The sequence below is a fragment of the Peterkaempfera bronchialis genome (assembly GCF_003258605.2).
GTDB lineage: Bacteria > Actinomycetota > Actinomycetes > Streptomycetales > Streptomycetaceae > Peterkaempfera > Peterkaempfera bronchialis.
Genome location: NZ_CP031264.1, coordinates 3,748,663 through 3,771,918 on the forward strand (window position 1 = coordinate 3,748,663; position 23,256 = coordinate 3,771,918).

Here is a 23,256-nt window from a genome sequence, read left to right on the forward strand (position 1 = left end):
CGTCCGCTTGTCCGCCTGGTGAACGCCTGCCCCGTTGAACGCCTGCCCGAACAGGGGAGTGCCCACGCGGCGAGCGTAACCAGCCCGCCCGGCGGATGGGGGGAAGCCCCCGGTGCGGAGGGGGATTTGCGGCCTTTTGTGTCGGACCTCACATGGGTGGCCGGGATGCCGGAGGGGCTGCCCGCCGCAGCCGTTAGAGTCGCCCCATGACCAAGTGGGAATACGTGACCGTGCCGCTGCTGGTGCATGCGACCAAGCAGATCCTGGACACCTGGGGCGAGGACGGCTGGGAGCTGGTGCAGGTCGTACCGGGACCCAGCAACCCTGAGCAGCTGGTGGCCTACCTCAAGCGGGAGAAGCAGGCATGAGCAAGGTCGAGAGCCGCCTGGCAGAGCTCGGCCTGACCGTGCCGGAGGTCGTCCCGCCGCTGGCCGCCTATGTCCCGGCCGTGCGCTCCGGCGACTTCGTCTTCACCTCCGGCCAGCTGCCGCTGGTCGCCGGGAAGATGGAGCACACCGGCAAGGTCGGCGACGAGGTCACCGCGGAGGAGGCCAAGGCGCAGGCCCGGATCTGCGCGCTCAACGCGCTGGCCGCCGTCAAGTCGGTCATCGGCGACCTGGACCGGATCGAGCAGGTCGTCAAGGTCGTCGGCTTTGTCGCCTCGGCCCCCGACTTCACCGGTCAGCCGGGCGTCGTCAACGGCGCCAGCGAGCTGCTGGGCGAGGTCCTCGGCGACGCCGGGGTGCACGCCCGCAGCGCGGTCGGCGTCGCGGTGCTGCCGCTGGACGCCCCGGTCGAGGTGGAGATCCAGGTACGGGTCTCGGCCGGCTGAGCCGTACCGGACCCGTACCGGACCCGTACCGGACCCGTTGGCGGCCCCGCGTCCCAGGGAGCGACCCGTTCGCTTTCCGGGCGCGGGGCCGTAGCATCCGCCCATGGGTGATCAGCACAGTGCGATGCCGCCGTCGTGGCCGGCCCGGATCAGGGCGCTGGCGGCCGGGGAGTACCAGCCGCCGCAGCCGCGCCAAGCCGCGACCGTGGTGCTGCTGCGGGACGCGGGCCCGGCGCCCGAGGCGTATCTGCTGCGGCGCCGCACCTCCATGGCCTTCGCCGCCGGGATGTACGCCTTCCCGGGCGGCGCCGTGGACCCGCGCGACGCGGAGCTGCATGTCGGCTGGGCCGGACCGCCGCCCGAGGAGTGGGCGCGGCGGCTGGGCACCGACCCGGCCACCGCGCAGGCGGTGGTCTGCGCCGCCGTACGGGAGACCTTCGAGGAGTCCGGGGTGCTGCTGGCCGGGCCCGACGGCGGCTCGGTCGTCTCCGACACCTCCGGCGAGGGGTGGCAGCGGGACCGGGCGGCGCTGGAGGCCCACGACCTCTCCCTCGCGGAGTTCCTGCGGGCCCGGAGCCTGGTGCTCCGCAGCGACCTGCTGGGCGGCTGGGCGCGCTGGATCACTCCCGAGTTCGAGGAGCGGCGCTATGACACCTGGTTCTTCGTCGCGGCGCTGCCCGCCGGGCAGCGGGCCGCCGACACCACCGGGGAGGCGGACCGGGTGGTCTGGATGGGCCCCGCCGAGGCGGTGGCGGGCGTCGAGGCGGGACGGATGGGCATGCTGCCGCCGACCGTCACGGTGCTGCGCGAACTGTCCCCGCTGACCACCGCGCAGGCGGCGCTCGCCGCGTCCGGCGACCGCAGCCTGGCCCCGGTGATGGCGGAGACCCGGGTGGACGGGGACCGGGTGACAGTGCGCTGGCCCGGGTACGAGCACCTCACGCTGGACTTCCCGGCCGGCACGGGCGGTGGACGATGACAGGCATACTCCCCGGCGCACCGCTGGCGCGGATCGGTGGCCCGGCGACCGAGCGGGCGGTCTGCGTACTGGCCCCCAACCCGTCCCCGATGACGCTGGACGGCACCAACACCTGGATCGTCGCCGAGCCGGGGTCGGACCAGGCGGTGGTGATCGACCCGGGGCCGCTGGACGAGGGGCATCTGCGGGCGGTGGTGCGCACCGTGGAGGAGGCCGGCCGCCGGGTCGCGCTGACCCTGCTCACCCACGGCCACGCCGACCACGCCGAGGGCGCGGGCCGCTTCGCCGAGCTGACCGGCACCCCGGTGCGGGCGCTGGACCCGGCGCACCGGCTTGGCGACGAGGGGCTGCACCATGGCGATGTGATCACCGTCGGGGGGCTGGAGCTGCGGGTGGTCGGCACCCCCGGCCACACCTCCGACTCGTTCTCCTTCCACCTGGTCGCCGACGGCGCGATCCTCACCGGCGACACGCTGCTGGGCCGGGGCACCACCATGGTCGCCCACCCGGACGGGCGGCTCGGCGACTACCTGGACTCGCTGCGCCGGCTGCGGGCCCTCGCCGCCGGGCACGGGGTGGTGACGGTGCTGCCCGGCCATGGGCCGGTGCTGGGCGATGCGCTGGGCGCGGTCGACTTCTATCTGGCGCACCGGGCCAACCGGCTGGCGCAGGTGGAGACCGCGGTGGAGGCGGGCCACCGCACTCCGGCGCAGGTGGTGGCTCAGGTGTACGCGGATGTGGACCGGGCGCTCTGGCCGGCCGCCGAGCTCTCGGTGCGGGCGCAGCTGGAGTACCTGGACGAGCACGGGCTGATCTGACCTGATCCGACCCTGACCGGGCCCGGGCGTCCGTACGGCGCAGGGGCCGGACACCGTATGGTCTCCGGCCCCTGCGGTCCGCTGCGAGAGGGGGGCTCAGCGGGAGCGGCGGGCGAGGCGCTCCACGTCGAGCAGGATCACCGCGCGGGCCTCCAGCCGCAGCCAGCCTCGGCCGGCGAAGTCGGCGAGCGCCTTGTTGACCGTCTCCCGGGAGGCGCCGACCAGCTGGGCCAGTTCCTCCTGGGTGAGGTCGTGCACCACGTGGATGCCCTCCTCCGACTGCACGCCGAAGCGCCGGGAGAGGTCCAGCAGGGCCTTGGCGACTCGGCCGGGGACATCGGAGAAGACCAGGTCGGACATGCTGTCATTGGTCCTGCGCAGCCGGCGGGCGATGGCCCGCAGCAGCGACATGGCGACCTCGGGGCGCGCGTGCAGCCACGGCTGGAGGTCGCCGTGGCCGAGGCCCAGCATCTTGACCTCGGTGAGCGCGGTGGCGGTGGCCGTGCGCGGGCCCGGGTCGAAGAGGGAGAGCTCGCCGATCATCTCGCTGGGGCCCAGGACGGCGAGCATGTTCTCCCGGCCGTCGGGCGAGGCGCGATGCAGCTTGATCTTGCCCTCGACCACCACATAGAGGCGGTCGCCGGGGTCGCCCTCGTGGAACAGCGATTCGCCGCGCGCGAGGGTCACCTCGGTCATCGAGGCGCGCAGCTCCGCCGACTGCTCGTCGTCGAGTGCCGCGAAGAGCGGGGCACGCCGCAGAACATCGTCCACGAGCTTCCTCCTGTTCGGCCGGGTCATCCGGCTCCCCATCATGCACGACGGGAAAACAGTGCGATCAATCACAAGGATGACGTATCCCCTGTCGATCATATGAGGAGGGGGGTGGTGTGTAGTGCCATACGGCCCGGATCGGGCACCTTCCTGATCGCTTTCCTGATCGCTGTCGGTGGTGGGCCGTAGGCTGGTCGGGTGTCCAAGACCCCTGTGCGCAGCCCGAAGCAGGAGAGCCGGCTGGGCATGGTCCGCCGGGCTCGGCGGATCAACCGTGAGCTGGCCGAGGTGTATCCCTACGCCCATCCCGAGCTGGACTTCGAGGATCCCTTCCAGCTGCTGGTCGCGACGGTGCTGTCGGCGCAGACCACCGACCTGCGGGTGAACATGACCACGCCCGCGCTCTTCGCGAAGTACCCCACGCCGGAGGACATGGCGGCGGCGGTGCCGGAGGAGCTGGAGGAGATGATCCGGCCGACCGGCTTCTTCCGGGCCAAGGCGAAGTCGCTGATCGGGCTCTCGATCGCGCTGCGGGACCGGTTCGGCGGGGAGGTGCCGGGCCGGCTGGAGGACCTGGTGACCCTGCCGGGGGTGGGGCGCAAGACCGCCAATGTGGTGTTGGGCAATGCCTTCGGCGTCCCCGGGATCACCGTGGACACCCACTTCGCCCGGCTGGTGCGCCGCTTCGGTTGGACGGAGGAGACCGAGCCGGAGCGGATCGAGGCGGCGGTCGGTGCGATCTTCCCGAAGAGCGAGTGGACGATGCTCTCGCACCGGGTGATCTTCCACGGCCGGCGGATCTGCCATGCTCGCAGACCGGCCTGCGGCGCCTGCCCGATCGCGGAGCTCTGCCCGTCGTACGGCGAGGGCGAGACCGATCCGGAGAAGGCCAGGAAGCTGCTGAAGTACGAGATGGGCGGCAAGCCCGGCCAGCGGCTCAAGCCGCCGGCCAACTTCCCCGGAGAGGCGGCGGCGATCAAGGCGATGGAGGAGGACTCCTGAGGATGGGCGTGGCGGTCGAGCGGGAGGGGCTGCCCGGTTGGCTTCAGCCGGTGCGGGACGCGGCAGAGCGGGTGGAGCCGCAGCAGTTGAGCCGGTTTCTGCCGCCGCCGGTGGGCGGACGGCGCTCGGCGGTGCTGATGCTCTTCGGCGAGCAGGCGGAGGGTCCGGACCTGCTGCTGATCGAACGGGCCAGGTCGCTGCGCTCGCACGCGGGGCAGCCGTCCTTCCCCGGCGGCGCGCTGGATCCGGAGGACGGGGACCCTAGCGGCCCGGGTCCGGTCAATGCGGCGCTGCGGGAGGCGCAGGAGGAGACCGGGCTGGATCCGGCGGGCATCCAGGTCTTCGGGGTGCTGCCAGACCTCTACATCCCGGTCAGCGACTTCGTGGTGACCCCGGTGCTGGGCTGGTGGCGGTCGCCCTCCCCGGTCGGGCCGGTGGACCCGGCGGAGGTGGCCTCGGTCTTCCGGGTGCCGGTGGCCGACCTGACCGATCCGGCGAACCGGGCCCGGCTGCGCCATCCCAGCGGCTTCACCGGGCCGGCCTTCCTGGTGGCGGGGCAGGTGGTCTGGGGGTTCACCGCCGGGGTGATCGACCGGGTGCTGCACTACAGCGGGCTGGAGCGGCCATGGGACCACTCCCGGGTGGTGCGGCTCTCCGAGGACGCCTTCGGCCTGGCGCTCGGGGAGCCCGACCGGGTCCAGGACCCCGGCCCGGAGCTGACCCCCGGCGGGTGACCCCGGCGGGCGGGTCTCCCGCACCCGCCGGGGTCGTACGACCGGTTTCTCCTGGTCACTCCATGCCCGGGCTACTCCATGACCGGGTTACTCCATGACCGGGATGGGGGCCTGCTCCGCCTTGTCCTGGTCCTGGCCGCCGCCGTGGCCGCGCAGCGGCACCTCGCGGATGAAGAACGCCAGCACCAGGGCGACCAGCACAAACGGGATGCCCACCAGGAACAGGTCGTCCAGGGCCTTGACGAAGCCATTCAGCACGATGTCCTGGAGCTGCACCGGCAGCTGCTCGATGGCGGCCCGGCCGCCCGAGGTCAGCTTCTCCTCGCCGCCTGCGGCGAAGCCGCCGCCGCCCTGTCCCTTGAGTCCGGCGGCAGCCACACCCTCGCTGATGTGGTGGTTGAGCCGGCTGGTGAGCACGGTGCCGAAGATCGCGGTACCGAAGGCGCCGCCGATGGAGCGGAAGAACATCGACCCGGCGGTGGCGGCGCCCATGTCCTTCATCTCGACCGAGTTCTGCACGGCCAGCACCAGCACCTGCATCACACAGCCCAGGCCGATGCCCATCAGCACCATGAAGAGGCCCAGCAGCCACATCGAGGTGTCCAGCCGGAGCCGGGAGAGCAGGACGAGCCCGACGATGGTGACCGAGGTGCCCAGCAGCGGCCACATCTTGTAGGTGCCGGTCTTGCTGATCACCCGACCGGAGATGATCGAGGCGGCCAGGAGGCCGATCATCATCGGGATCATGCGCAGGCCCGATCCGGTCGGCGAGTCGCCGCGCACCACCTGGAGGTAGATCGGCAGGTAGATGATGGCGCCGAACATCGCCAGGCCCACCACGAAGCCGATCCCGCTGGTCAGCGAGAAGGTGTGGTCCCGGAAGAGGTGCGGAGGCATGATCGGTTCGGCGGCCCGCCGCTCCACCAGGGCGAAGAGCACCAGCGCCAGCACGCCGCCGACGCCGAGCAGCAGGGTGGTGGCGGAGGTCCAGCCGTTGGCGGTGCCGCTCCAGGAGGTCACCAGCAGCAGCGCGGTGACACCGCCGACCAGCAGGGCCGCGCCCGCCCAGTCGATGGTGTGCTTCTGCTTCCGCTGGTCGATCTTGAGTACGGCGGCGGCCACGAAGAGCGCCACCACACCGACCGGCAGGTTGATGTAGAAGATCCACCGCCAGCTGAGGTGGTCGGTGAAGAAGCCGCCGAGCAGCGGACCGGCCACGCTGGACACGGCGAAGACCGCGCCGAAGAGGCCCTGATAGCGGCCTCGGTCACGGGGCGGGATGACATCGCCGATGATCGCCAGCGACAGCGACATCAGGCCGCCGCCACCCAGGCCCTGCACGGCGCGGAAGCCGATCAGCTGGCCCATGTTCTGGGACATGCCGGCCAGCGCGGAGCCGACCAGGAAGATCACGATGGCGAAGAGGTAGACGGGACGGCGGCCGATCTGGTCGGAGATCTTGCCGTAGAGCGGGACGGCGGCCGTGGAGGTCAGCAGGTACGCGGTCACCGTCCAGGACATGTGGTCCAGGCCGTTGAACTGGCTGACGATCTTCGGCATGGCCGTACCGACGATGCTCTGGTCGAGCGCGGCCAGGAACATGCCGAGCATGAGTCCGAACATCACCACCAGGATCTGGCGGTGGGTCATCGGCCCGGAGGTTTTCGCCGGGACATCAGCGGGGGGTATTGAGTCTTCTCGCACCATTTTAATTCTACCATATTTAGTTGCTTGGAGCAACTTCCCCTGATGCTCCCCTCATGAACCACCGGCTGGAATGGGGCGTATGCCCGCATGATGAGGGCCGCAGCGGGGGAGTCAGTGCATGGGCCCAACGCCCACCGCGCGAGGAGAGCCGTGGGAGGGTGTCCGGGTGAACGTCCTGGATGTACTGCTGATCGTCGCCGCTGTCGGCTTTGCCTGGTCCGGCTACCGGCAGGGGTTCGTGGTCGGCATCCTCTCGGTGGTGGGGTTCCTGGGCGGTGGGCTGGCCGCCGTCCAACTGCTGCCGCTGGTCCTGAAGCATGTCAGCCCCGGCACGGCCTCCTCGGTGGTCGCCGTGGTGGTGGTGATCGTGCTGGCCTCGATCGGACAGGCCGTCACCACCCACTACGGCTGGCAGTTGCGGGGCCGGATCGGCAGGCGGCGCGGCCAGGTCGTCGACGCCGCCGGCGGGTCGGTCGTCAATGTGGTCGCCATGCTGCTGGTGGCCTGGCTGATCGGCTCCGCGCTGGCGGGTACCTCGCTGCCCACCATCTCCAAGGAGGTCCGCAGCTCCCGGGTGCTCGGCGAGGTGCAGCAGGCGCTGCCCGCCAGTGCGCCCAACTGGTTCTCCGACTTCAGCTCGGCCCTCGCCCGCAATGGCTTCCCCCAGGTCTTCAACCCCTTCGAGAACGAGCCCATCACCGAGGTGGAGGCGCCCGACCCGGCGCTGGCCGGCAGCGTGGCGGTGGCCAACGCCCGGCGGTCCGTGGTCAAGGTGGTCGGTACCGCCACCAGTTGCAGCAAGACCCTGGAGGGCACCGGCTTCGTCTTCGCCCCGCACCGGGTGATGACCAACGCCCATGTGGTCGGCGGGGTCAATGAGCCCACCGTGCAGATCGGTGGCGTCGGCCGGCTCTACGACGCCACCGTGGTGCTCTACGACTGGCAGCGGGATGTCGCCGTCCTGGACGTGCCCCGGCTGGAGGCCCCTGCGCTGACCTTCGCCGGCGAGGCCGGCACCAACGACAGCGCCGTGGTGGCCGGCTTCCCCGAGAACGGCTCCTTCAACGTCCAGCCGGCCCGGCTCCGCGCCCGCATCCAGGCCAACGGCCCGGACATCTACCACCGGGGCCAGGTGGTCCGCGACGTCTACTCGGTGCGCTCGCTGGTGCGCCAGGGCAACTCCGGCGGCCCGCTGCTCACCCCGGACGGCCGCGTGTACGGGGTGATCTTCGCCAAGTCGCTGGACAGCCCCGACACCGGCTATGCCCTCACCGCCGCCGAGGTGCTGCCCGACGCCCGGCAGGGCGCCGCCTCCACGGCACGGGTGGACACCCAGGGCTGCGCGCTCTGAGCGGCGCGGACCTTTGAGCGGCGCGGCCCTCCGAGTAGCGCGGTTCTGCGAGCGGCGCGGTTCTGCGAGCGGCGCGGCCCCTGAACGGCCCGGCTCTGCAGGCGGCGTGGCGCTCCGAGTGGCACGGCGCTGGGGGCGGTGCGGGCTGATAGCGTCAGCGGCGCTCACCCGGTCGGCCCAGCCTCAGTCGGTGCCGCGCCCGGGCGGGCATGGGTCCAGGCGTGGTCAGCGCCCCAGCGGGGGCAGGGGGAGAGCCGGCGGCATGATGGGTCATTCGCACGCGGTCAGCGGAGCCATGCTCTACGCGGCCTCGGCACCGTTTCTGCCGCCGCTGCTGCTCGACATACACCTTCAGCCCAGCGACATACTGATGGGCACCGTGCTCTGCGCCGGCGCGGCCCTGCTGCCCGACCTGGACCACCACGACGGCACCATCGCCAACTTCCTGGGGCCGCTGTCCAAGCTGCTCTGCCGCCTGGTCGCCTGGATCTCCGGCGGCCACCGGCACGCCACCCACTCGTTCCTCTTTGTCGCGCTGATGTCCGCCGGCACCTGGGCGGGGATCAGCTACGCGGGGCGGTGGTTCACCCTGGGCATGACCTTCTTCCTGCTGGCCCTGGCGATCCGGGCGCTGCACCTCTGCCCGCCGGGCCATGGGACCTCGGCGTGGATCACGGTGGTCGGCCTGGCGGCGCTCGGCACCGCCGGCATCGACCGGTGGATGCCCAATGCGCCGGGCTGGCTCCCGTACGCCGTCGGCCTGGGATGCCTGGCGCACCTGCTCGGCGACTGCCTCACCAAGCAGGGCGCACCGCTCTTCTGGCCGCACCGGCAGCGCTACGAGACCGTGCTGATCAAGCACACCGGCAACAAGGTGGAGACCAAGGTGCTGGTGCCGCTGATGAGCGTCGCCACCGTGGCGCTGCTCTGGTTCACGGCGCTCTCCCCCACCGTGGTCGGCTGACGCCGCGCCGCCGGGGCGGGAGAAGCGCGGTCAGGCGCGGGTGCCCGGGCGGAGCCGGGCGGTCATCCAGCGGGCACGCCGCCCGAGGATGTGCGGAATGCCCAGCCGTCCGGCCTCCTCCGGGCGCAGCGCTGCTGGGCCCGGATCGGCGGCGGTCTGGTCGAGGGAGGGCGTCGGCGCGGTGGTCCTGCGCCGGGTCCGGGACGCGTGGGCACGCTCGTGCATCCAGGTCATGGAGAACCCATGCCCGTGGGGCCGCTGGGGTAATCGCCTGCGGGCGACTCCAATTGGCCTATGCACGTGTCCTATTAACTTATGGTCAGCATGTGAAGGTATGGTAGACGGCTGGTGTGTGGCTTACCGGTCCAGTGAGCCGTCCCGCAGCCAGGTCACCAGCTCCGAGGTGAACCCGGCCGGGTCCTCCTCATGCGGGAAGTGCCCGATGTCGTCCAGCAGCCGCCAGTGGTACGGCGCCTGGACGTACTCCCCGGACCCCGCCGCCGTACCGGTCAGCAGGACCGGGTCGAGGGCGCCGTGCAGATGGAGCGTGGGCACCCGCACCGGGCGCTTCATCCGGCGGGAGAACTGGAAGCCGTCCGGCCGTGCCATCGACCGCATCAGCCAGCGGTAGGGCTCGATCGAGCAGTGCGCGGTGCTGGGGATCTGCATCGCCTGCCGGTAGTTGGCGATGGACTTCTCGTCCAGCGCCGCGGTGGCCGTCCAGGCGTGCAGATAGCGGGCGACCTGCTCCGCGTCGTCCGCGATCAGCTGCCGCTCCGGCACCCACGGCCGCTGGAAGCCCAGCACATGCTCATACGCCGCCAGTTGCCGGCGGTCGCTGAGCAGCGCCCGGCGCAGCCGCCGTGGATGCGCCGCGGAGACCACTGCCAGCCGCCGGACCAGCGACGGGCGCATCACCGCGGCCACCCAGGCCAGGAAGCCGCCCGAGTCATGGCCGACCAGCGCGGCGTCACGCTCGCCCAGCGAGCGGATCACTCCGGTGATGTCCAGCGCCAGATTGGCCGGATCGTAGCCGCGCGGGGTGCGGTCGCTGCCGCCGACCCCGCGCAGGTCCATCGCCACCGCACGGAAGCCGGCGTCGGCGAGGGCGATCAGCTGGTGCCGCCAGGTCCACCAGAACTGCGGCCAGCCGTGCACCAGCAGGACCAGCGGCCCCTCGCCGAGCTCGGCGATATGGAAGCGGGCGCCGTTGGCGGCCACGTCCCGGTGCGTCCAGGGGCCGTCCAGGCGGACGTTCCAGGTGCCCGGGGCGGGGGACTGGGCGGGGTTCTCGTGGAGCGGCATACCGAGAGCGTGTCATATCGGGGCCCGGGCCGGGCCCGGCACCCGACCGGTGCTCCCTGCCCGGTCCGGCCTGCCCGAGCCTGGCTGCCCGATCCTGCCTGCCCGGTCCTGCCTGCCCCGCCGGATGGGGCCGCCGCCGCTCAGCGCTCCAGGACGGCGTGGATCTCCTGCTCGGTGGCCGGCCGGGGCCGGGCCTTCCTCAGGACGTCGGCGGTGGCCTTGGCGCCGTCGATGGTGCGCTGCGGCTTCTCGACCTTCTTGAAGGAGCGCAGCGCCAGCAGCCCGAGCACCGCCGCCAGCACCAGGTAGACGCCGGCCACGATCAGGAACGACCAGCCGAGGGTGATCCCCAGTGCGTGCAGGCCGTAGGCGAAGGCGAAGCTCAGCATCGGGATGGCCGCCAGCGCCACCACCCCGGCGACGGCCAGCGAGGTGCCGCCGGCCACCCCGCGCTTGACGTCCTGCCGGATCTCGGCCTTGGCGAGCGCGATCTCGTCGTGGACCAGTGAGGAGAGGTCGGCGGTCGCGGCCGAGAACAGCTGACCGAGCGAGCGGTCCCCGTCGCCGCTGAACGCGGTGCTCCCGCTCGTGGACAGGCCGTCGGCTCCTGCGGACATCGCGGTCCTCCTCGTTGGCAGTGCGTGCGATACGCCCTCAGATCATGCCCTTACCGGCCGTACGGCCACCACTCGACCCCTGCCCGCGTGGCGGGGCGTCACTCGGGCGGCGCCTCCGGGGCCCCGCTGCGGGGGTCGTTCTGGTAGACGTCGGGGATGCCGTCGCCGTCCTCGTCGCGCTCCTCCTCTTCCCACAGCTGCCGGTAGTGCCGGTTGCGCAGCCGCAGCAGCACGCACGCCAGCAGGGCGCAGAGCAGCGACCCGACCAGGACGGCCGCCTTGGCGCGGGCGGCCAGCTCCGGGTCGCCGGGGAAGGCCAGTTCGCTGATCAGCAGGGACACGGTGAAGCCGATGCCGGACAGGGTGGCCAGCGCGTACAGGTCGGCCCACTTCAGGGAGGGGTCGAGTTCCGCGCGGGTGAAGCGGGCGGTGAGCCAGGTGCCGCCGAAGACGCCGACCGACTTGCCGAGCAGCAGCCCCAGGACCACGCCCAGCGGCGCCGCCCCGGTGACGACCTCCCGCAGGGCGCCCGGCGAGACCGCCACCCCGGCCGCGAAGAGCGCGAAGACCGGTACCGCGAAGCCGGCCGAGAGCGGGCGCACCCGATGCACGATCCGCTCGGCCGGGGAGTGCTGCTCGCCCTTGTCCGGGGTGCAGCGCAGCATCAGGCCCATGGCCACCCCGGCCACCGTGGCGTGCACTCCGCTCTCGTGCATCAGCGCCCAGACCACCAGTCCCAGCGGTACATAGAGGTACCAGCCATGGACCCGGCGGCGGTGCAGCAGAAAGAAGACGACCAGCCCGGCGAAGGCGGCCAGCAGTGCCCAGAGCTTGATCGCCGAGGTGTAGAAGACGGCGATGACCAGGATGGCGCCCAGGTCGTCGACGACGGCGAGGGTGAGCAGGAACGCCCGCAGCGCGGACGGCAGATGGGTGGAGACCACGGCCAGTACGCCGAGGGCGAAGGCGATGTCGGTGGCGGTGGGGATCGCCCAGCCGGCCGGATCGCCGCCGCCGCCGAGGTTCACCGCCGTGTAGACCAGCGCGGGCGCGGCCATGCCGCAGAGCGCCGCGACCACCGGCAGCGCGGCGGCCCACCGGTCCCGCAGGTCGCCGACCGTCAACTCGCGTTTGAGCTCGATCCCGGCGACGAAGAAGAAGACCGTCAGCAGGCCGTCCTTGGCCCAGGTCTCCAGCGTCAGGTCCAGATGGAGCGGTGCGGCCGGGCCCACGGTGAACCCGCGGACGCTCTCATAGGTGTGCGGCCAGAGGTTCGCCCAGACCAGCGCCACCACGGCGGAGGCCAGCAGCAGGATGCCGCCCACGGTCTCGGTGCGCAGTGCCTCGGCGACCTGCATCCGCTCGGGGAGCGACAGGCGGCCCAGCAGGCGGCGGGACCTGGACGGGGTGGGCGGCACGGTGGCCACGCGGGGACCTCCTGGGCGGTCGGCGGCATGAGGATGCACCTGTGGTGCAGTGCCGACCAGACTTCCCGGCTCACCCTGGAGATTGCGCTATGTGGGACCACCCTACCGGGTGACGGGACAATTGCTCCTTCACTCTGGGAAACGCCGTCCGCCCCGGCGGATCGCTGGGGCGGACGGGAGCGGACGGGAGCGTGCGGGGGCGTTGCGGGGTGCTCAGTCCTCGCCGGGGGCGCTCGGCAGCTTGGCCTGGATGAGGTCCATCACCGAGGAGTCGGTGAGGGTCGTCACGTCGCCCAGAGCGCGGTTCTCGGCGACGTCGCGCAGCAGCCGCCGCATGATCTTGCCGGAGCGGGTCTTGGGGAGCTCGTGCACCACCAGGATCCGCTTGGGCTTGGCGATCGGGCCGAGCGTCCGGCCGACGTGGTTGCGCAGCTCGGCGACCAGGTCCTCGCTGTCGGCGGCGGTGCCGCGCAGGATCACAAAGGCGACGATGGCCTGCCCGGTGGTCGGGTCGGCGGCGCCCACCACGGCCGACTCGGCGACCTTGGGGTGGGAGACCAGCGCCGACTCCACCTCGGTGGTGGAGATGTTGTGGCCGGAGACCAGCATCACATCGTCCACCCGGCCGAGCAGCCAGATGTCGCCGTCCTCGTCCTTCTTGGCGCCGTCGCCCGCGAAGTAGCGGCCCTCGAAGCGCGACCAGTAGGTGTCCAGGTAGCGCTGGTCGTCGCCCCAGATGGTGCGCAGCATGGAGGGCCACGGCTCGGTGAGCACCAGGTAGCCGCCGGAGCCGTTGGGCACCTCGGCCGCCTCGTCGTCCACCACCGTGGCGGAGATGCCGGGCAGCGCGCGCTGGGCGGAGCCGGGCTTGGTCTCGGTGACGCCGGGCAGCGGGCTGATCATCATGGCGCCGGTCTCGGTCTGCCACCAGGTGTCCACGATCGGGCAGCGGCCGCCGCCGATGTTCTCCCGGTACCAGACCCATGCCTCCGGGTTGATCGGCTCGCCGACGCTGCCCAGCACCCGCAGGCTGCTCAGGTCGAACTTGGCAGGGATGTCGTCGCCCCACTTCATGAAGGTGCGGATTGCGGTGGGGGCGGTGTACAGGATGGTGACGCCGTACTTCTGCACGATCTCCCAGAAGCGGCCCTGGTGCGGGGTGTCCGGGGTGCCCTCGTAGATCACCTGGGTGGCGCCGTTGGCCAGCGGTCCGTAGACGATGTACGAATGCCCGGTGACCCAGCCGATGTCGGCGGTGCACCAGTAGACGTCGCTCTCCGGCTTGAGGTCGAAGACCGCGTGGTGGGTGTAGGCCGTCTGGGTGAGGTAGCCGCCGGAGGTGTGCAGGATGCCCTTGGGCTTACCGGTGGTGCCCGAGGTGTACAGGATGAAGAGCGGCTGCTCCGCGTCGTGCGCCTCGGGGGTGTGCTCGGTGGACTGGCCGCCGACCGCGTCGTGCCACCACAGGTCGCGGCCCTCGGTCCAGGCGGTCTCCTGGCCGGTGCGGCGGACCACCAGGACGTGCTCCACCTGGGGGCAGCGCTCCACGGCCTCGTCGATGGCGGGCTTGAGGGCCGAGGGCTTGCCGCGCCGGTAGCCGCCGTCGGCGGTGATCACCAGCTTGGCGTCGGCGTCCTGGATGCGGGAGGCGACCGCGTCGGCGGAGAAGCCGCCGAAGACCACGGAGTGCGCGGCGCCGATCCGGGCGCAGGCCAGCATGGCCACCACGGCCTCGGGGATCATCGGCAGGTAGACCGCGACCCGGTCGCCCTTGGCCACACCGAGCTCCAGCAGCGCGTTGGCGGCCTGCGAGACCTCGTCCTTGAGCTGGGCGTAGGTGAGGGAGCGGCCGTCGCCCGGCTCGCCCTCGAAGTGGATGGCGACCCGGTCGCCATGGCCGGCCTCAACATGGCGGTCGACGCAGTTGTAGGCGACGTTGAGCTTCCCGTCGGCGAACCACTTGGCGAACGGCGGGTTGGACCAGTCCAGGACCTCGGTCGGCTCTGTCGCCCAGCTGAGGCGGCGTGCCTGCTCCGCCCAGAAGCCGAGCCGGTCGGCTGCGGCCTGCTCGTACGCGGTGGCGGTGACGTTGGCGGCTGCGGCCAGCTCCGCAGGCGGTGCGAAGCGGCGCTCCTCCTTGAGCAGATTGGCCAGGCTCTCGTTGCTCAACGCGCACTCCTCATCGAGATGATCACGGGATGGTCCCATCGTCCCGCGGCCTAGCTCACCAGGCCAGGACCCATGATGACAAGGGGACCCCCGAAATTGGTGTAGACCTCTCTCGATTCAGGCGGCGCTGCCGGACTCCTCCGCGTCCACCGGCACAAACACCCCGGCCACCGGATCCAGGAGGTGGGCCTGGGCCGCGGCGAGGTCGAAGTACATCCCCGACAGGTGCAGCCGACCCTGGGCGGTCCTGGCCCGGACGGTGGGGTGCGCCGCCAGATTCTCCAACTGCTGCACCACATTGGACAGGCAGAGCCGCTCCAGCTCGTCCCCGGGGCGGTCGGCGAAGCGGGCCGGTGCCCGGTGCGCCCGGGCCAGCGACGCCCGGCCGTTGCGCAGCCAGCGGCCCAGCGAGGTGGGCGCGTCGGAGGGCCGGTGGACGCCCCGCAGCAGCGCCTGCATGGCGCCGCAGCCGGAGTGCCCGCAGACCGTGACGCTGCGGACCCGCAGCACCTCCACCGCGTACTCCACGGCTGCGCCCACCGAGTCGTCGGCCGGGTCCTCCGGGGCGCCGGGCCCCTGCGGGGGCGGTACCAGATTGCCCACATTGCGCACGGTGAAGAGGTCGCCGGGGCCGCTGCTGGTGATCATGCTGGTCACCATCCGAGAGTCGGCGCAGGTGATGAAGAGCTGCGAGGGGGCCTGCCCCTCCCGCGCCAGGCGGGCCAGCTCCTGGCGGACCAGCGGGGCGGTGTGCTGCTGGAAGCCCCGTACGCCGCCGAGCAGGCGGTCGAGTGGGCCGCCGTCGTCCTGCTGTTCTCGGGGGCGGTCCGACCAGGGCGTCCAGGGGGCGCGGCGAGGGTGGTGGTGGGGCGGGACGGCCGGCGTCGCGGTGGGCGGGGTGCCCGGGGCGTCGGTGGTCATGGTGTTCCTGTCGGTCGGGAACCATCAAGAACCGGCAAGGTTCGGTAAACGGAGAGTAATGACGGTGTCGCTCGGCGGCATCTCCGCAGGGCCTGGGCAGGGTGGAGGTTCGCTCTCCCGGGCGAGGCGGCCGGGGGGCCGGGCACAGCGCGGCGCCCCTTCCCGCCGGTACGGGAAGGGGCGCCGGGCCGCAGGGGGTGGGGCTGCGACGGGGAGGTGCGTGGCGGTCAGCCGACCCCGGCTCCGGCCACCGCTCCGGTCGCCAGGTGCCGCTGCTCGCCGAGGATGAAGTCCGGGTCGACCTGGGAGGCGAGGTCGGCGCCGGTCCTGGCATTGCCCCAGGTCTCGGCGTTCCGCCGGTGGAAGTGGACCATCTGGCGGGTGTAGCGCTCCCAGTCGCGGAGGGCGTGGGCGGCGTCCACCTCCTGCTGGAGCATCCGCAGGACGCCCCGGTTGCCCTCCTCCAGGTCGGCGAAGCGGGGCTCGGCGCCCTGCTCCAGCCGGCGCACCCAGTCGGAGTGGCCGAAGGCCGCGATCAGGTCGTCGCCCGCCTCGCGGCGCAGATAGGCGAGGTCGTCCGGACCCTGCACCTTGTTGCCGATCACCCGCAGGGCGATGTCGTAGTCGCGGGCGTACTCCTTGTACTGGCGGTAGACGGAGATGCCCTTGCGGGTCGGCTCGGCCGCCAGGAAGGTGACGTCGAACCGGGTGAAGAGGCCGGAGGCGAAGGAGTCCGAGCCTGCGGTCATGTCCACCACGACATACTCGCCGGGGCCGTCCACCAGGTGGTTGAGGTAGAGCTCCACGGCGCCGACCTTGGAGTGGTAGCAGGTCACCCCGAGGTCGTCCTCGGTGTAGGCGCCGGTGGCCATCAGCCGCACCGGGGCGCCGTCCAGGGTGACGGTGCGGGCGCAGCGCGCGTACACCGGGTTCTGCTCGGTGATCCGCAGCAGGCGGGAGCCGCTGCCGGGCGGCGTGGTCTTGATCATCTGCTCTGCGGAGGCGATCCGTGGATTGCCGCCGCGCAGGTACTCCTTGATGTGCGGCAGCTCGGCGCCCATCGAGGGCAGCGCGGCGGCCTGCTGCTCGTCCAGCCCGAGGGCCTGGCCGAGGTGCTGGTTGATGTCGGCGTCCACGGCGACGACCGGGCGGCCGGCGGCGGCGAGGTGGCGGATGAACAGCGAGGACAGCGTGGTCTTGCCGCTGCCGCCCTTGCCGACGAAGGCGATCTTCATGGTGCGGGCTTCCGTTGTGGGAGGGGGGCGGATGCTAGACGACAATAGTTATCGTCTCCGATAGTGCGTATCGTAGCGGCAGGTCGGCACTCTGTGATCGCTGAAGTATCCGAATGGTCCGAACGGGTGACGGCGTATCCACGGCGTATCCACGGCGTATCCACGATGTATCGACGGTGGGCGGGGACGTATCGACGGTGGGCGGGGCGGGCCCCGGCGGTGCCGTCCGCCCGGCCGGTCCGTACGCTCGACCGCGTGAGCACTGCTGCCGATCCCCTCGCCCCGCTCGCCGAACTGCCCGGCGTGCCACAGGCCGTCGCGGAGGTCCGCCGCGCCGTCGACCGGCTCTACGGCCACCGGGTGATGCGCCGCCGCGCGGCCGAGGTCACCTCGGAGGCGGCGTTGCGCGGGGCCCGCGCCTCCGCCGCCATCGAAGGCGCCGACTGGCCGCTGGAGGAGGTCCGCCGCCGCACCGACTTCGGCGTCGACGGCGAGCCCCGCACGGTGGGCGGGGCGCTGCGCCTGGCCGCCGAGGCCGGGCAACTGCTGAGCGTCTGGCGGACCTCGCCGTTGCAGGTGCTGGCCCGGCTGCATCTGCTGGCGGCCGGGGACGGCGCCGACGCCGTCGGGCGGCCGCGCCGCCCGGGGGAGGCGGCAGCCGAGGTGTTCCCCAAACCGCTGGCCGCCGCCGAGACCGCCGGAAGCCCGGCGGACTCAGCGGCCCGGCCGCTCCCGTCTGCGGCAGAGCTGCCGCCGGTGCCCTCCTCCGACGAGGTGGCGGCGCGGCTCGACCAACTGGCCGGACTGCTCGCGGCCCGCGCCGACCGCACCACCACCGCCGGGCCGAACGCCACGGCTGCCCCGGCGCTGGTGGTGGCTGCCGTGGTGCATGGCGAGCTGATGGTGCTGCGGCCGTTCACCTCGTACAACGGCCTGGTCGCGCGGGCGGCGCAGCGGATCGTACTGATCGCGGAGGGCCTGGACCCCAAGGCCATCTGCCCGGCCGAGGTCGGCTTCGCGGAACTCGGTACGGACGCCTACCGCGCCGCGCTGGGCGGTTATGCCTCGGGAAGCGCGGAGGGGATGGCTGCCTGGATCACGCACTGCGGGCAGGCGCTGCGGCTCGGCGTCCGGGAGAGCACGGCCGTCTGCGAGGCGATGCAGCGCGGCATGGTCTGAGGGGCATGGTCTGAGGGGCATGGTCTGAGGGGCATGGCCTGAGGGGCATGGTCTGGGCCGCTGGTCCGCTCAGGAAGTCCGGAACAGCACAATGCGGCGGCACCTTGTGGAGAGGTGCCGCCGCTGGCACAGCGGCCGAGTGACCATGCGTGCACCTGTCTCATGCCCATCAGGCGGGGATCTTTGCCCTTCGCCTGGTGCGGCGGCCCGGTTAGCGGGTCGGCTGCACGTGGGTGCCCGGCTGCTGTGCTCGGTCCGTGGGGCCAGGACTGCGTCATCAACGGTTCCTTAACGGTTCCGTCGGGTCTCGCGGGCCGTTGATTCCTTTGTAGCTCTCTTCCCGGGTAAGCGGAACCCCGCGTTGCTTTTCTTTACCTTTCGCGATCCGCCGGCAGGTGCTCCGTCAGGACGTCTGCGTACGGCGCCGGGAGCTGTACCAGACGAGCCCCGCCGCGGTGGCTGCGGCGCCGATGGCGGCGGCGGCCAGTACCGGACCGCTCGGCACCCGGAAGGTGGGGATCCGCTGCCGCAGCTGCACCGGACGGCTGAACGCCAGCACCGGCCAGCTGCGGGCCAGCGCCTCCCGGCGCAGCGCCCGGTCGGGGTTGACCGCATAGGGGTGGCCCACGGTCTCCAGCAGCGGCAGGTCGGTCACCGAGTCGCTGTAGGCGTAGCAGCGCTCAAGGTCGTAGTCCTCGGTGCCGGCCAGCTCCTTGATGGCGGCTGCCTTGTTCTCGCCGTAGGCGTAGTACTCGATCTCGCCCGTGTAGCAGCCGTCGCGCTCCTCCAGCCGGGTGGCGATGACATGGTCGGCGCCCAGCATCTCGCCGATGGGCTCGACGAGTTCGGCCCCGGAGCTGCTGACGATGACCACGTCGCGGCCGGCCGCGTGGTGCTCCTCGATGAGGGAGGCGGCCTCGTCGTAGATCAGCGGGTCGATCAGCCCGTGCAGCGTCTCGGCGACGATCTCCCGCACCTGCTGCACATTCCAGCCGCGGCAGAGCGCCGAGAGGTAGTCGCGCATCTTCTCCATCTGGTCGTGGTCGGCGCCGCCCAGGAGGAAGACGAATTGTGCGTAGGCGCTCTTCAGTACGGCCCGGCGATTGATCAGGCCGCCCCGATAGAGGGGCCTGCTGAAGGCGAGTGCGCTCGACTTGGCGATGATGGTCTTGTCGAGGTCGAAGAAGGCGGCGGTACGGGTCGGGCGGGGCGTCCGGAACGGCTGTTCCTCCGGGCGTCCTGAGGTTTCGGCCTGGTTCTCCACGAGGTCGAGGATAGGCGCCCGCCATTCGGCGTACTCCCTGGCGCGCGGGTTTGTGTTTCGGGGCCCTCGGGTACACCATGGAAGTCACGGATCGTTCGCGACCGTGCTAACCCGGTCCGACTCCTCCCCCCCCCGAGTCGGCCGTGGATGACGACCCCCGCTCTCCCCCCGGCGGGGGTCGTCGCACGTCCGGAGCCGTTTCGGCCGCATCATCGGCCGCCGTGCGGCGCCCGATCGGGCAGGGAACCGCACGGCTGGTCCATCCGCTGGCGAGAGGTCTCCGCCGCTCCTTCGTCACTCTGGGTTGTTTGTCACCGAGGGTGACCGGCTGTCCTGGCCGTCCCGATCTGTTGTAGCCGACCTGTGGTGGCTGTCCTGCCGTCCCGTTCCGTCCGCGCCTGTCGATCGGTGAGGACGTCTGTGGCCCGTCGGCGGTTCCCGCAGTCCACACGATGGCGTGGAAGCCACCCTTGGGGGTGAATCGAGTTCTCCACAGCCCCGGGTTATCCACAGCTTTTGGGCTGCTGCTGGCGGCAGTCGCCGGTCCGTCCCACCGTGGAGGCCGCGCGGTCCGACCGGTCCGCGTGGAACCGCACACGGGGAGACGACCATGGCAGAGCCGTCGACGGAACACGGGCCTTCCGAGGTCCCGCCGGTCACCGGACCGCTGATCATCAGCGCGGACGAGGAGCTGATCGAGCGCCTGCTCAGGCTGTGCGCGGCAGCCGGGGCCGAGCCCTGCGTCCTGCGTGGCGCCCCGCCCGACCGACGGCAGTGGGAGCGCGCACCGCTGGTCGTGGTCGGCGACGACCTCGCGGAGCGGTGCGCCGGGCTGCCCCGGCGGGGCGGAGTCCTGCTCATCGGCCGCGACCTCGACGACTGCGAGGTGTGGGTGCGGGCGGTCGGCGTCGGCGCCGACCATGTGCTCTTCCTGCCCGACGCCGAGGCATGGCTGCTGGACCGGATCGCCGACGCCGCAGAGGGCGTCGGCGCCCATGCGCTGACCGTCGCCGTGCTCGGCGGGCGCGGCGGCGCCGGGGCCTCCACCCTCGCCTGCGCACTCGCCGTGACGGCTGCCCGCGAGGGGCACCGCACCATGCTGATCGACGGCGATCCGCTCGGCGGCGGGCTGGACGTCCTGCTCGGCGGCGAGGGCGCCTCGGGGCTGCGCTGGCCGGACCTCGCCGGCTCCCGGGGCCGGGTCAACGGGCATGAGCTGGAGAAGGCGCTGCCCAGCCTGCACCGCCTGGCCGCGCTCTCCTGGGACCGCAGCGACACCCTGACCATCCCACCCGAGGCGATGCGCTCGGTACTGGCCGCCGCACGGCGGCGGGGCGGGCTGGTCGTCCTCGACCTGCCCCGCCACCTGGAGCCAGCGGCGGCGGAGGCCCTTGAACAGGCCGACACCGGCCTGCTGGTGGTCCCGGCCGAGCTGCGGGCCATGGCGGCGGCCGGGCGCGTCGCGGCGGCGGTGCGGATGCGCCTCGCCGATCTGCGGGCCGTGGTCCGGGTACCCGGCTGCGCGGGAATCGACGGCCGGGAGGTCGCCCGAGGGCTCCACATGGACCTGGCGGGTGAGCTGGCAAGCGAACCGGGCCTGACAGCGGACGTGGAACGGGGCACCCCACCGGGCCTGCGCGAGAAAGGGCCGCTCGCCCGCTTCTGCTCGGCCTTCCTCTCCCAGGCCGTGCCTCCGCCGGCGGCCGGACGGAGCGCGGTCGCATGAGCGGCGGGATCGGAACCCGGCGGCTCGGCAGGCGCCCGCTCGGCCTTGGGCCTGGTCCGGGTGTGGGTGTGGGTCCGGGTGTGGGGCCGCGTCCGGCGAAGTCCACCGGGGGTGCTGCCGGAGCTGAGGGGCAGTCCGCCGCCCTGGTCGACGCCGTACGGCTGCGCCTCGCCGAGCTGGGCGCGGAGCCCACCACGGCCTCGGTCGCCGCCGCACTGCGCGCCGAGCGGCCCCCGCTCGGCGGCAGCGACGTCCTGGAGGCCGTGCATGCCCTGCGCTCGGAGATCGTCGGAGCCGGACCGCTCGATCCGCTGCTCGCCGATCCGGAGGTCACCGACGTCCTGGTCAACGCGCCCGACGAGGTCTGGGTCGACCGGGGAACCGGCCTGACCCGGGCGGCGGGGATCTCCTTCCCCGACGCGGCCGCCGTGCGCCGACTGGCCCAGCGGCTGGCCACCGCCGCCGGGCGGCGGCTGGACGACGCCCGGCCCTGGACCGACGCCCGGCTGCCCGACGGCACCCGGCTGCACGCCGTCCTGCCGCCGCCGGCCGTCGGCTGCACCCACCTCTCGCTCCGGGTGGCCCGGCCGCGCGCCTTCACCCTGGAGGAGCTGACTGCGGCGGGATCGCTCTCCCCGAGCGGGGCGCGACTGCTGCGCGCGCTGGTCGCGGCCCGGCTGTCCTTCCTGGTCAGCGGGGGTACCGGCAGCGGCAAGACCACCCTGCTCGCCGCGCTGCTCGGGCTGGTGGACCCCGGCGAGCGGATCGTCCTCGCCGAGGACTCGGCAGAGCTGCGCCCGGCCCATCCGCATGTCGTCCGGCTGGAGGCCCGGCCGCCCAACCAGGAGGGACTCGGCCGGATCGACCTCCGCGAGCTGGTGCGCCAGGCCCTGCGGATGCGGCCCGACCGGCTGGTGGTCGGGGAGGTTCGCGGGCCCGAGGTGCTGGACCTGCTGACGGCGCTCAACACCGGCCACGAGGGCGGTTGCGGCACAGTGCACGCCAACACGGCGGCCGATGTGCCCGCGCGGCTGGAGGCCCTGGGGTCGATGGCCGGGCTCGACCGGGCCGCCCTGCACAGCCAGCTCTGCTCGGCCCTGGACGCGGTGGTCCACCTGGTGCGCCACCCCGGCAGCGGGCAGCGCCGGGTCGCCGAGGTCCATGTACTGCTGCGGGACCGGGCCGGGTTCGCGGTCACCGCCCCGGCCGCCGTGCTGTCGGCGGACGGCGACTGCCATCCCGGGCCCGGCTGGGGCCACCTGGTGGCGCGGTGCGCCGCCCGGGGCATCGACCCGGGCGGGGGTGGTCTCCGGTGAGCCCGTACGCCGCCGGGCTGCTGTGGGCGGCGCTGCTGGGGCTGCTCGCGGCCGGGGCACGCGGTGCGGTGGTCCGCCGAGGCCGTACCCGCCGCCGACGGCTGCTCGCCGCACCGGCCTCACCGGACGGCCACTCGGACGGCTCGCCGGATCGGCCACCGGCCCCCCGGCCGGGCAGCAGGATCGCTGCCGCGCTCAGGGCCAGGCGTACGCCCCGCTGGGCCGTCCCCGAACTCCTGCTGGTCCCGGCCGGGTTGCTGGGCGGCTGGTCGCTGGGCTCACCCGTCCCCGCGCTGGCCGCGCTTGCCGCCGTACACCCGCTGTACCGATGGCGGCTGGGACGGCAAGGGCGCCGCGCGGAATGGCTGCGGGAGGCTGCGGTCGTCGAGCTGTGTACGGCGCTCGCCGCCGAACTGCGCACCGGAGCGGTGCCCGGCCAGGCGCTGGAGTCCGCAGTGGCGCCGGGCGGGCCCACGGCGGAGGCGCTGCACCGTGGGGGCGTCGACACCACCGCGCTGCTCGCGGCGGCCCGCTTCGCCGGGGATGTACCGGCGGCGCTGCGGCGGACCGCCCGGCTCCGGGGCGCGGCCGGGGCGGCGGCGGTCGCCGCGTGCTGGCAGGTCGCGTCCGACAGCGGGGCCGGGCTGGCTGCGGCGCTCGACCGGGTCGCGGAGGCACTGCGGGCCGACTGCGCCCTGCGCGAGACCGTTCGCGGCGAACTGGCCGGCCCCCGGACGACGGCGCTGCTGCTTGCGGTGCTGCCCCTGTTCGGCCTGCTGCTGGGCAGTGCGCTGGGCGCCGAACCGCTGCGGATGCTGCTGCACACCCCGGCCGGGCTGGGGTGCCTGGCGGCCGGGGTGGCGCTGGAGGCCGCCGGGCTGGCGTGGACGGCGCGGATCGTGCGCGGGGCCGAGGGCGTGGGCGCGTGCGCGTGCTGAC

22 protein-coding genes are annotated in these 23,256 nt (G+C 72.7%); 12 read left to right on the forward strand and 10 right to left on the reverse strand.

What is annotated here, in order from left to right; all coding sequences use genetic code 11:
• Positions 1-206 precede the first annotated feature (206 nt).
• The 4 genes from C7M71_RS16650 to C7M71_RS16665 all read left to right on the forward strand — a co-directional run bounded on the left by C7M71_RS16650 (position 207) and on the right by C7M71_RS16665 (position 2,629).
• Positions 207-368: a DUF4177 domain-containing protein gene (locus tag C7M71_RS16650; protein WP_111489893.1), complete on the forward strand. Its 162-nt coding sequence runs from the start codon at positions 207-209 to the stop codon at positions 366-368.
• The gene (locus C7M71_RS16655; protein ID WP_111489894.1) at positions 365-832 is read left to right on the forward strand and encodes a RidA family protein; all 468 of its coding nucleotides are present in this window, start codon (positions 365-367) and stop codon (positions 830-832) included. The genes C7M71_RS16650 and C7M71_RS16655 overlap by 4 nt, the downstream gene beginning before the upstream one ends.
• Positions 833-935: 103 nt before the next feature.
• On the forward strand, positions 936-1,811 hold the full coding sequence (locus tag C7M71_RS16660) for an NUDIX hydrolase (protein WP_175607697.1): 876 nt from the start codon (positions 936-938) through the stop codon (positions 1,809-1,811).
• Positions 1,808-2,629 (forward strand): MBL fold metallo-hydrolase, encoded by an 822-nt coding sequence (locus tag C7M71_RS16665; RefSeq protein WP_111489896.1) that lies wholly within the window; start codon positions 1,808-1,810, stop codon positions 2,627-2,629. The genes C7M71_RS16660 and C7M71_RS16665 overlap by 4 nt, the downstream gene beginning before the upstream one ends.
• A gap of 96 nt (positions 2,630-2,725) precedes the next feature.
• Here C7M71_RS16665 and C7M71_RS16670 read toward each other — a convergent pair whose 3' ends face one another.
• Positions 2,726-3,400 (reverse strand): Crp/Fnr family transcriptional regulator, encoded by a 675-nt coding sequence (locus C7M71_RS16670; RefSeq protein ID WP_111489897.1) that lies wholly within the window; start codon positions 3,398-3,400, stop codon positions 2,726-2,728.
• Between the two features lie 198 nt (positions 3,401-3,598).
• On the opposite strand from C7M71_RS16670, the gene nth reads away from it, so the two are divergent.
• Both nth and C7M71_RS16680 read left to right on the forward strand, forming a co-directional pair.
• Entirely contained in the window at positions 3,599-4,402 is an 804-nt protein-coding gene (gene nth / locus C7M71_RS16675) for an endonuclease III (protein WP_407675909.1), read from the forward strand.
• Positions 4,403-4,404: 2 nt separating this feature from the next.
• Entirely contained in the window at positions 4,405-5,136 is a 732-nt protein-coding gene (locus C7M71_RS16680) for an NUDIX hydrolase (RefSeq protein WP_111489899.1), read from the forward strand.
• Positions 5,137-5,223: 87 nt separating this feature from the next.
• On the opposite strand, the gene C7M71_RS16685 is transcribed toward C7M71_RS16680, so the two are convergent.
• Positions 5,224-6,786 (reverse strand): MDR family MFS transporter, encoded by a 1,563-nt coding sequence (locus C7M71_RS16685; RefSeq protein WP_162824279.1) that lies wholly within the window; start codon positions 6,784-6,786, stop codon positions 5,224-5,226.
• Between the two features lie 223 nt (positions 6,787-7,009).
• On the opposite strand from C7M71_RS16685, the gene C7M71_RS16690 reads away from it, so the two are divergent.
• Both C7M71_RS16690 and C7M71_RS16695 read left to right on the forward strand, forming a co-directional pair.
• Entirely contained in the window at positions 7,010-8,194 is a 1,185-nt protein-coding gene (locus tag C7M71_RS16690; protein WP_111489901.1) for a MarP family serine protease, read from the forward strand.
• Positions 8,195-8,456: 262 nt separating this feature from the next.
• Positions 8,457-9,158, forward strand: coding sequence for a metal-dependent hydrolase (locus tag C7M71_RS16695; protein WP_111489902.1), 702 nt, complete (start codon positions 8,457-8,459; stop codon positions 9,156-9,158).
• A gap of 30 nt (positions 9,159-9,188) precedes the next feature.
• On the opposite strand, the gene C7M71_RS16700 is transcribed toward C7M71_RS16695, so the two are convergent.
• The 7 genes from C7M71_RS16700 to C7M71_RS16730 all read right to left on the reverse strand — a co-directional run bounded on the left by C7M71_RS16700 (position 9,189) and on the right by C7M71_RS16730 (position 16,832).
• Positions 9,189-9,392 (reverse strand): hypothetical protein, encoded by a 204-nt coding sequence (locus C7M71_RS16700; protein ID WP_111489903.1) that lies wholly within the window; start codon positions 9,390-9,392, stop codon positions 9,189-9,191.
• A gap of 123 nt (positions 9,393-9,515) precedes the next feature.
• Complete coding sequence (locus C7M71_RS16705; protein ID WP_111489904.1) at positions 9,516-10,463, reverse strand: alpha/beta fold hydrolase; 948 nt, start codon at positions 10,461-10,463, stop codon at positions 9,516-9,518.
• 140 nt (positions 10,464-10,603) lie between these two features.
• Positions 10,604-11,080, reverse strand: a complete 477-nt coding sequence (locus C7M71_RS16710) for a phage holin family protein (protein WP_111489905.1) — start codon at positions 11,078-11,080, stop codon at positions 10,604-10,606.
• A gap of 98 nt (positions 11,081-11,178) precedes the next feature.
• A complete protein-coding gene (gene nhaA / locus C7M71_RS16715; protein WP_229759140.1) occupies positions 11,179-12,438 on the reverse strand; it encodes a Na+/H+ antiporter NhaA in 1,260 nt (419 codons plus the stop codon).
• A 282-nt stretch (positions 12,439-12,720) separates the two neighbouring features.
• Positions 12,721-14,676: an acetate--CoA ligase gene (gene acs, locus C7M71_RS16720; protein ID WP_111489906.1), complete on the reverse strand. Its 1,956-nt coding sequence runs from the start codon at positions 14,674-14,676 to the stop codon at positions 12,721-12,723.
• Between the two features lie 117 nt (positions 14,677-14,793).
• Positions 14,794-15,597, reverse strand: a complete 804-nt coding sequence (locus C7M71_RS16725; RefSeq protein ID WP_175607698.1) for a carbonic anhydrase — start codon at positions 15,595-15,597, stop codon at positions 14,794-14,796.
• A gap of 227 nt (positions 15,598-15,824) precedes the next feature.
• Positions 15,825-16,832, reverse strand: a complete 1,008-nt coding sequence (locus C7M71_RS16730; RefSeq protein ID WP_111489907.1) for an ATP-binding protein — start codon at positions 16,830-16,832, stop codon at positions 15,825-15,827.
• 255 nt (positions 16,833-17,087) lie between these two features.
• Between C7M71_RS16730 and C7M71_RS16735 the strand changes: the two genes are divergently transcribed.
• A complete protein-coding gene (locus tag C7M71_RS16735) occupies positions 17,088-18,011 on the forward strand; it encodes a Fic family protein (protein ID WP_111489913.1) in 924 nt (307 codons plus the stop codon).
• A 403-nt stretch (positions 18,012-18,414) separates the two neighbouring features.
• On the opposite strand, the gene C7M71_RS16740 is transcribed toward C7M71_RS16735, so the two are convergent.
• Positions 18,415-19,275, reverse strand: a complete 861-nt coding sequence (locus C7M71_RS16740) for an HAD family hydrolase (RefSeq protein ID WP_111489908.1) — start codon at positions 19,273-19,275, stop codon at positions 18,415-18,417.
• Positions 19,276-19,885: 610 nt separating this feature from the next.
• Between C7M71_RS16740 and ssd the strand changes: the two genes are divergently transcribed.
• From ssd to C7M71_RS16755, 3 genes are read left to right on the forward strand one after another with little or no spacing between them, the layout of a single operon-like run.
• Complete coding sequence (gene ssd / locus C7M71_RS16745; RefSeq protein WP_111489909.1) at positions 19,886-21,001, forward strand: septum site-determining protein Ssd; 1,116 nt, start codon at positions 19,886-19,888, stop codon at positions 20,999-21,001.
• Positions 20,998-22,317, forward strand: coding sequence for a TadA family conjugal transfer-associated ATPase (locus tag C7M71_RS16750; RefSeq protein ID WP_111489910.1), 1,320 nt, complete (start codon positions 20,998-21,000; stop codon positions 22,315-22,317). Before ssd ends, C7M71_RS16750 begins: the two co-directional genes overlap by 4 nt.
• Positions 22,314-23,255: a type II secretion system F family protein gene (locus tag C7M71_RS16755; RefSeq protein WP_229758770.1), complete on the forward strand. Its 942-nt coding sequence runs from the start codon at positions 22,314-22,316 to the stop codon at positions 23,253-23,255. Before C7M71_RS16750 ends, C7M71_RS16755 begins: the two co-directional genes overlap by 4 nt.
• Position 23,256: the final 1 nt, after the last annotated feature.

What these genes read in the sequence shown, in the direction of transcription:
- C7M71_RS16680 (WP_111489899.1), top strand. Translation starts at nt 4,405, where the DNA reads ATGGGCGTGGCGGTCGAGCGGGAGGGGCTGCCCGGTTGGCTTCAGCCG.
- C7M71_RS16650 (WP_111489893.1), top strand. Translation starts at nt 207, where the DNA reads ATGACCAAGTGGGAATACGTGACCGTGCCGCTGCTGGTGCATGCGACC.
- C7M71_RS16655 (WP_111489894.1), top strand. Translation starts at nt 365, where the DNA reads ATGAGCAAGGTCGAGAGCCGCCTGGCAGAGCTCGGCCTGACCGTGCCG.
- C7M71_RS16695 (WP_111489902.1), top strand. Translation starts at nt 8,457, where the DNA reads ATGATGGGTCATTCGCACGCGGTCAGCGGAGCCATGCTCTACGCGGCC.
- C7M71_RS16660 (WP_175607697.1), top strand. Translation starts at nt 936, where the DNA reads ATGGGTGATCAGCACAGTGCGATGCCGCCGTCGTGGCCGGCCCGGATC.
- nhaA (WP_229759140.1), bottom strand. Translation starts at nt 12,438, where the DNA reads ATGCAGGTCGCCGAGGCACTGCGCACCGAGACCGTGGGCGGCATCCTG.
- C7M71_RS16730 (WP_111489907.1), bottom strand. Translation starts at nt 16,832, where the DNA reads ATGAAGATCGCCTTCGTCGGCAAGGGCGGCAGCGGCAAGACCACGCTG.
- C7M71_RS16665 (WP_111489896.1), top strand. Translation starts at nt 1,808, where the DNA reads ATGACAGGCATACTCCCCGGCGCACCGCTGGCGCGGATCGGTGGCCCG.
- C7M71_RS16705 (WP_111489904.1), bottom strand. Translation starts at nt 10,463, where the DNA reads ATGCCGCTCCACGAGAACCCCGCCCAGTCCCCCGCCCCGGGCACCTGG.
- C7M71_RS16685 (WP_162824279.1), bottom strand. Translation starts at nt 6,786, where the DNA reads ATGACCCACCGCCAGATCCTGGTGGTGATGTTCGGACTCATGCTCGGC.
- C7M71_RS16750 (WP_111489910.1), top strand. Translation starts at nt 20,998, where the DNA reads ATGAGCGGCGGGATCGGAACCCGGCGGCTCGGCAGGCGCCCGCTCGGC.
- C7M71_RS16700 (WP_111489903.1), bottom strand. Translation starts at nt 9,392, where the DNA reads ATGACCTGGATGCACGAGCGTGCCCACGCGTCCCGGACCCGGCGCAGG.
- C7M71_RS16725 (WP_175607698.1), bottom strand. Translation starts at nt 15,597, where the DNA reads ATGACCACCGACGCCCCGGGCACCCCGCCCACCGCGACGCCGGCCGTC.
- ssd (WP_111489909.1), top strand. Translation starts at nt 19,886, where the DNA reads ATGGCAGAGCCGTCGACGGAACACGGGCCTTCCGAGGTCCCGCCGGTC.
- C7M71_RS16710 (WP_111489905.1), bottom strand. Translation starts at nt 11,080, where the DNA reads ATGTCCGCAGGAGCCGACGGCCTGTCCACGAGCGGGAGCACCGCGTTC.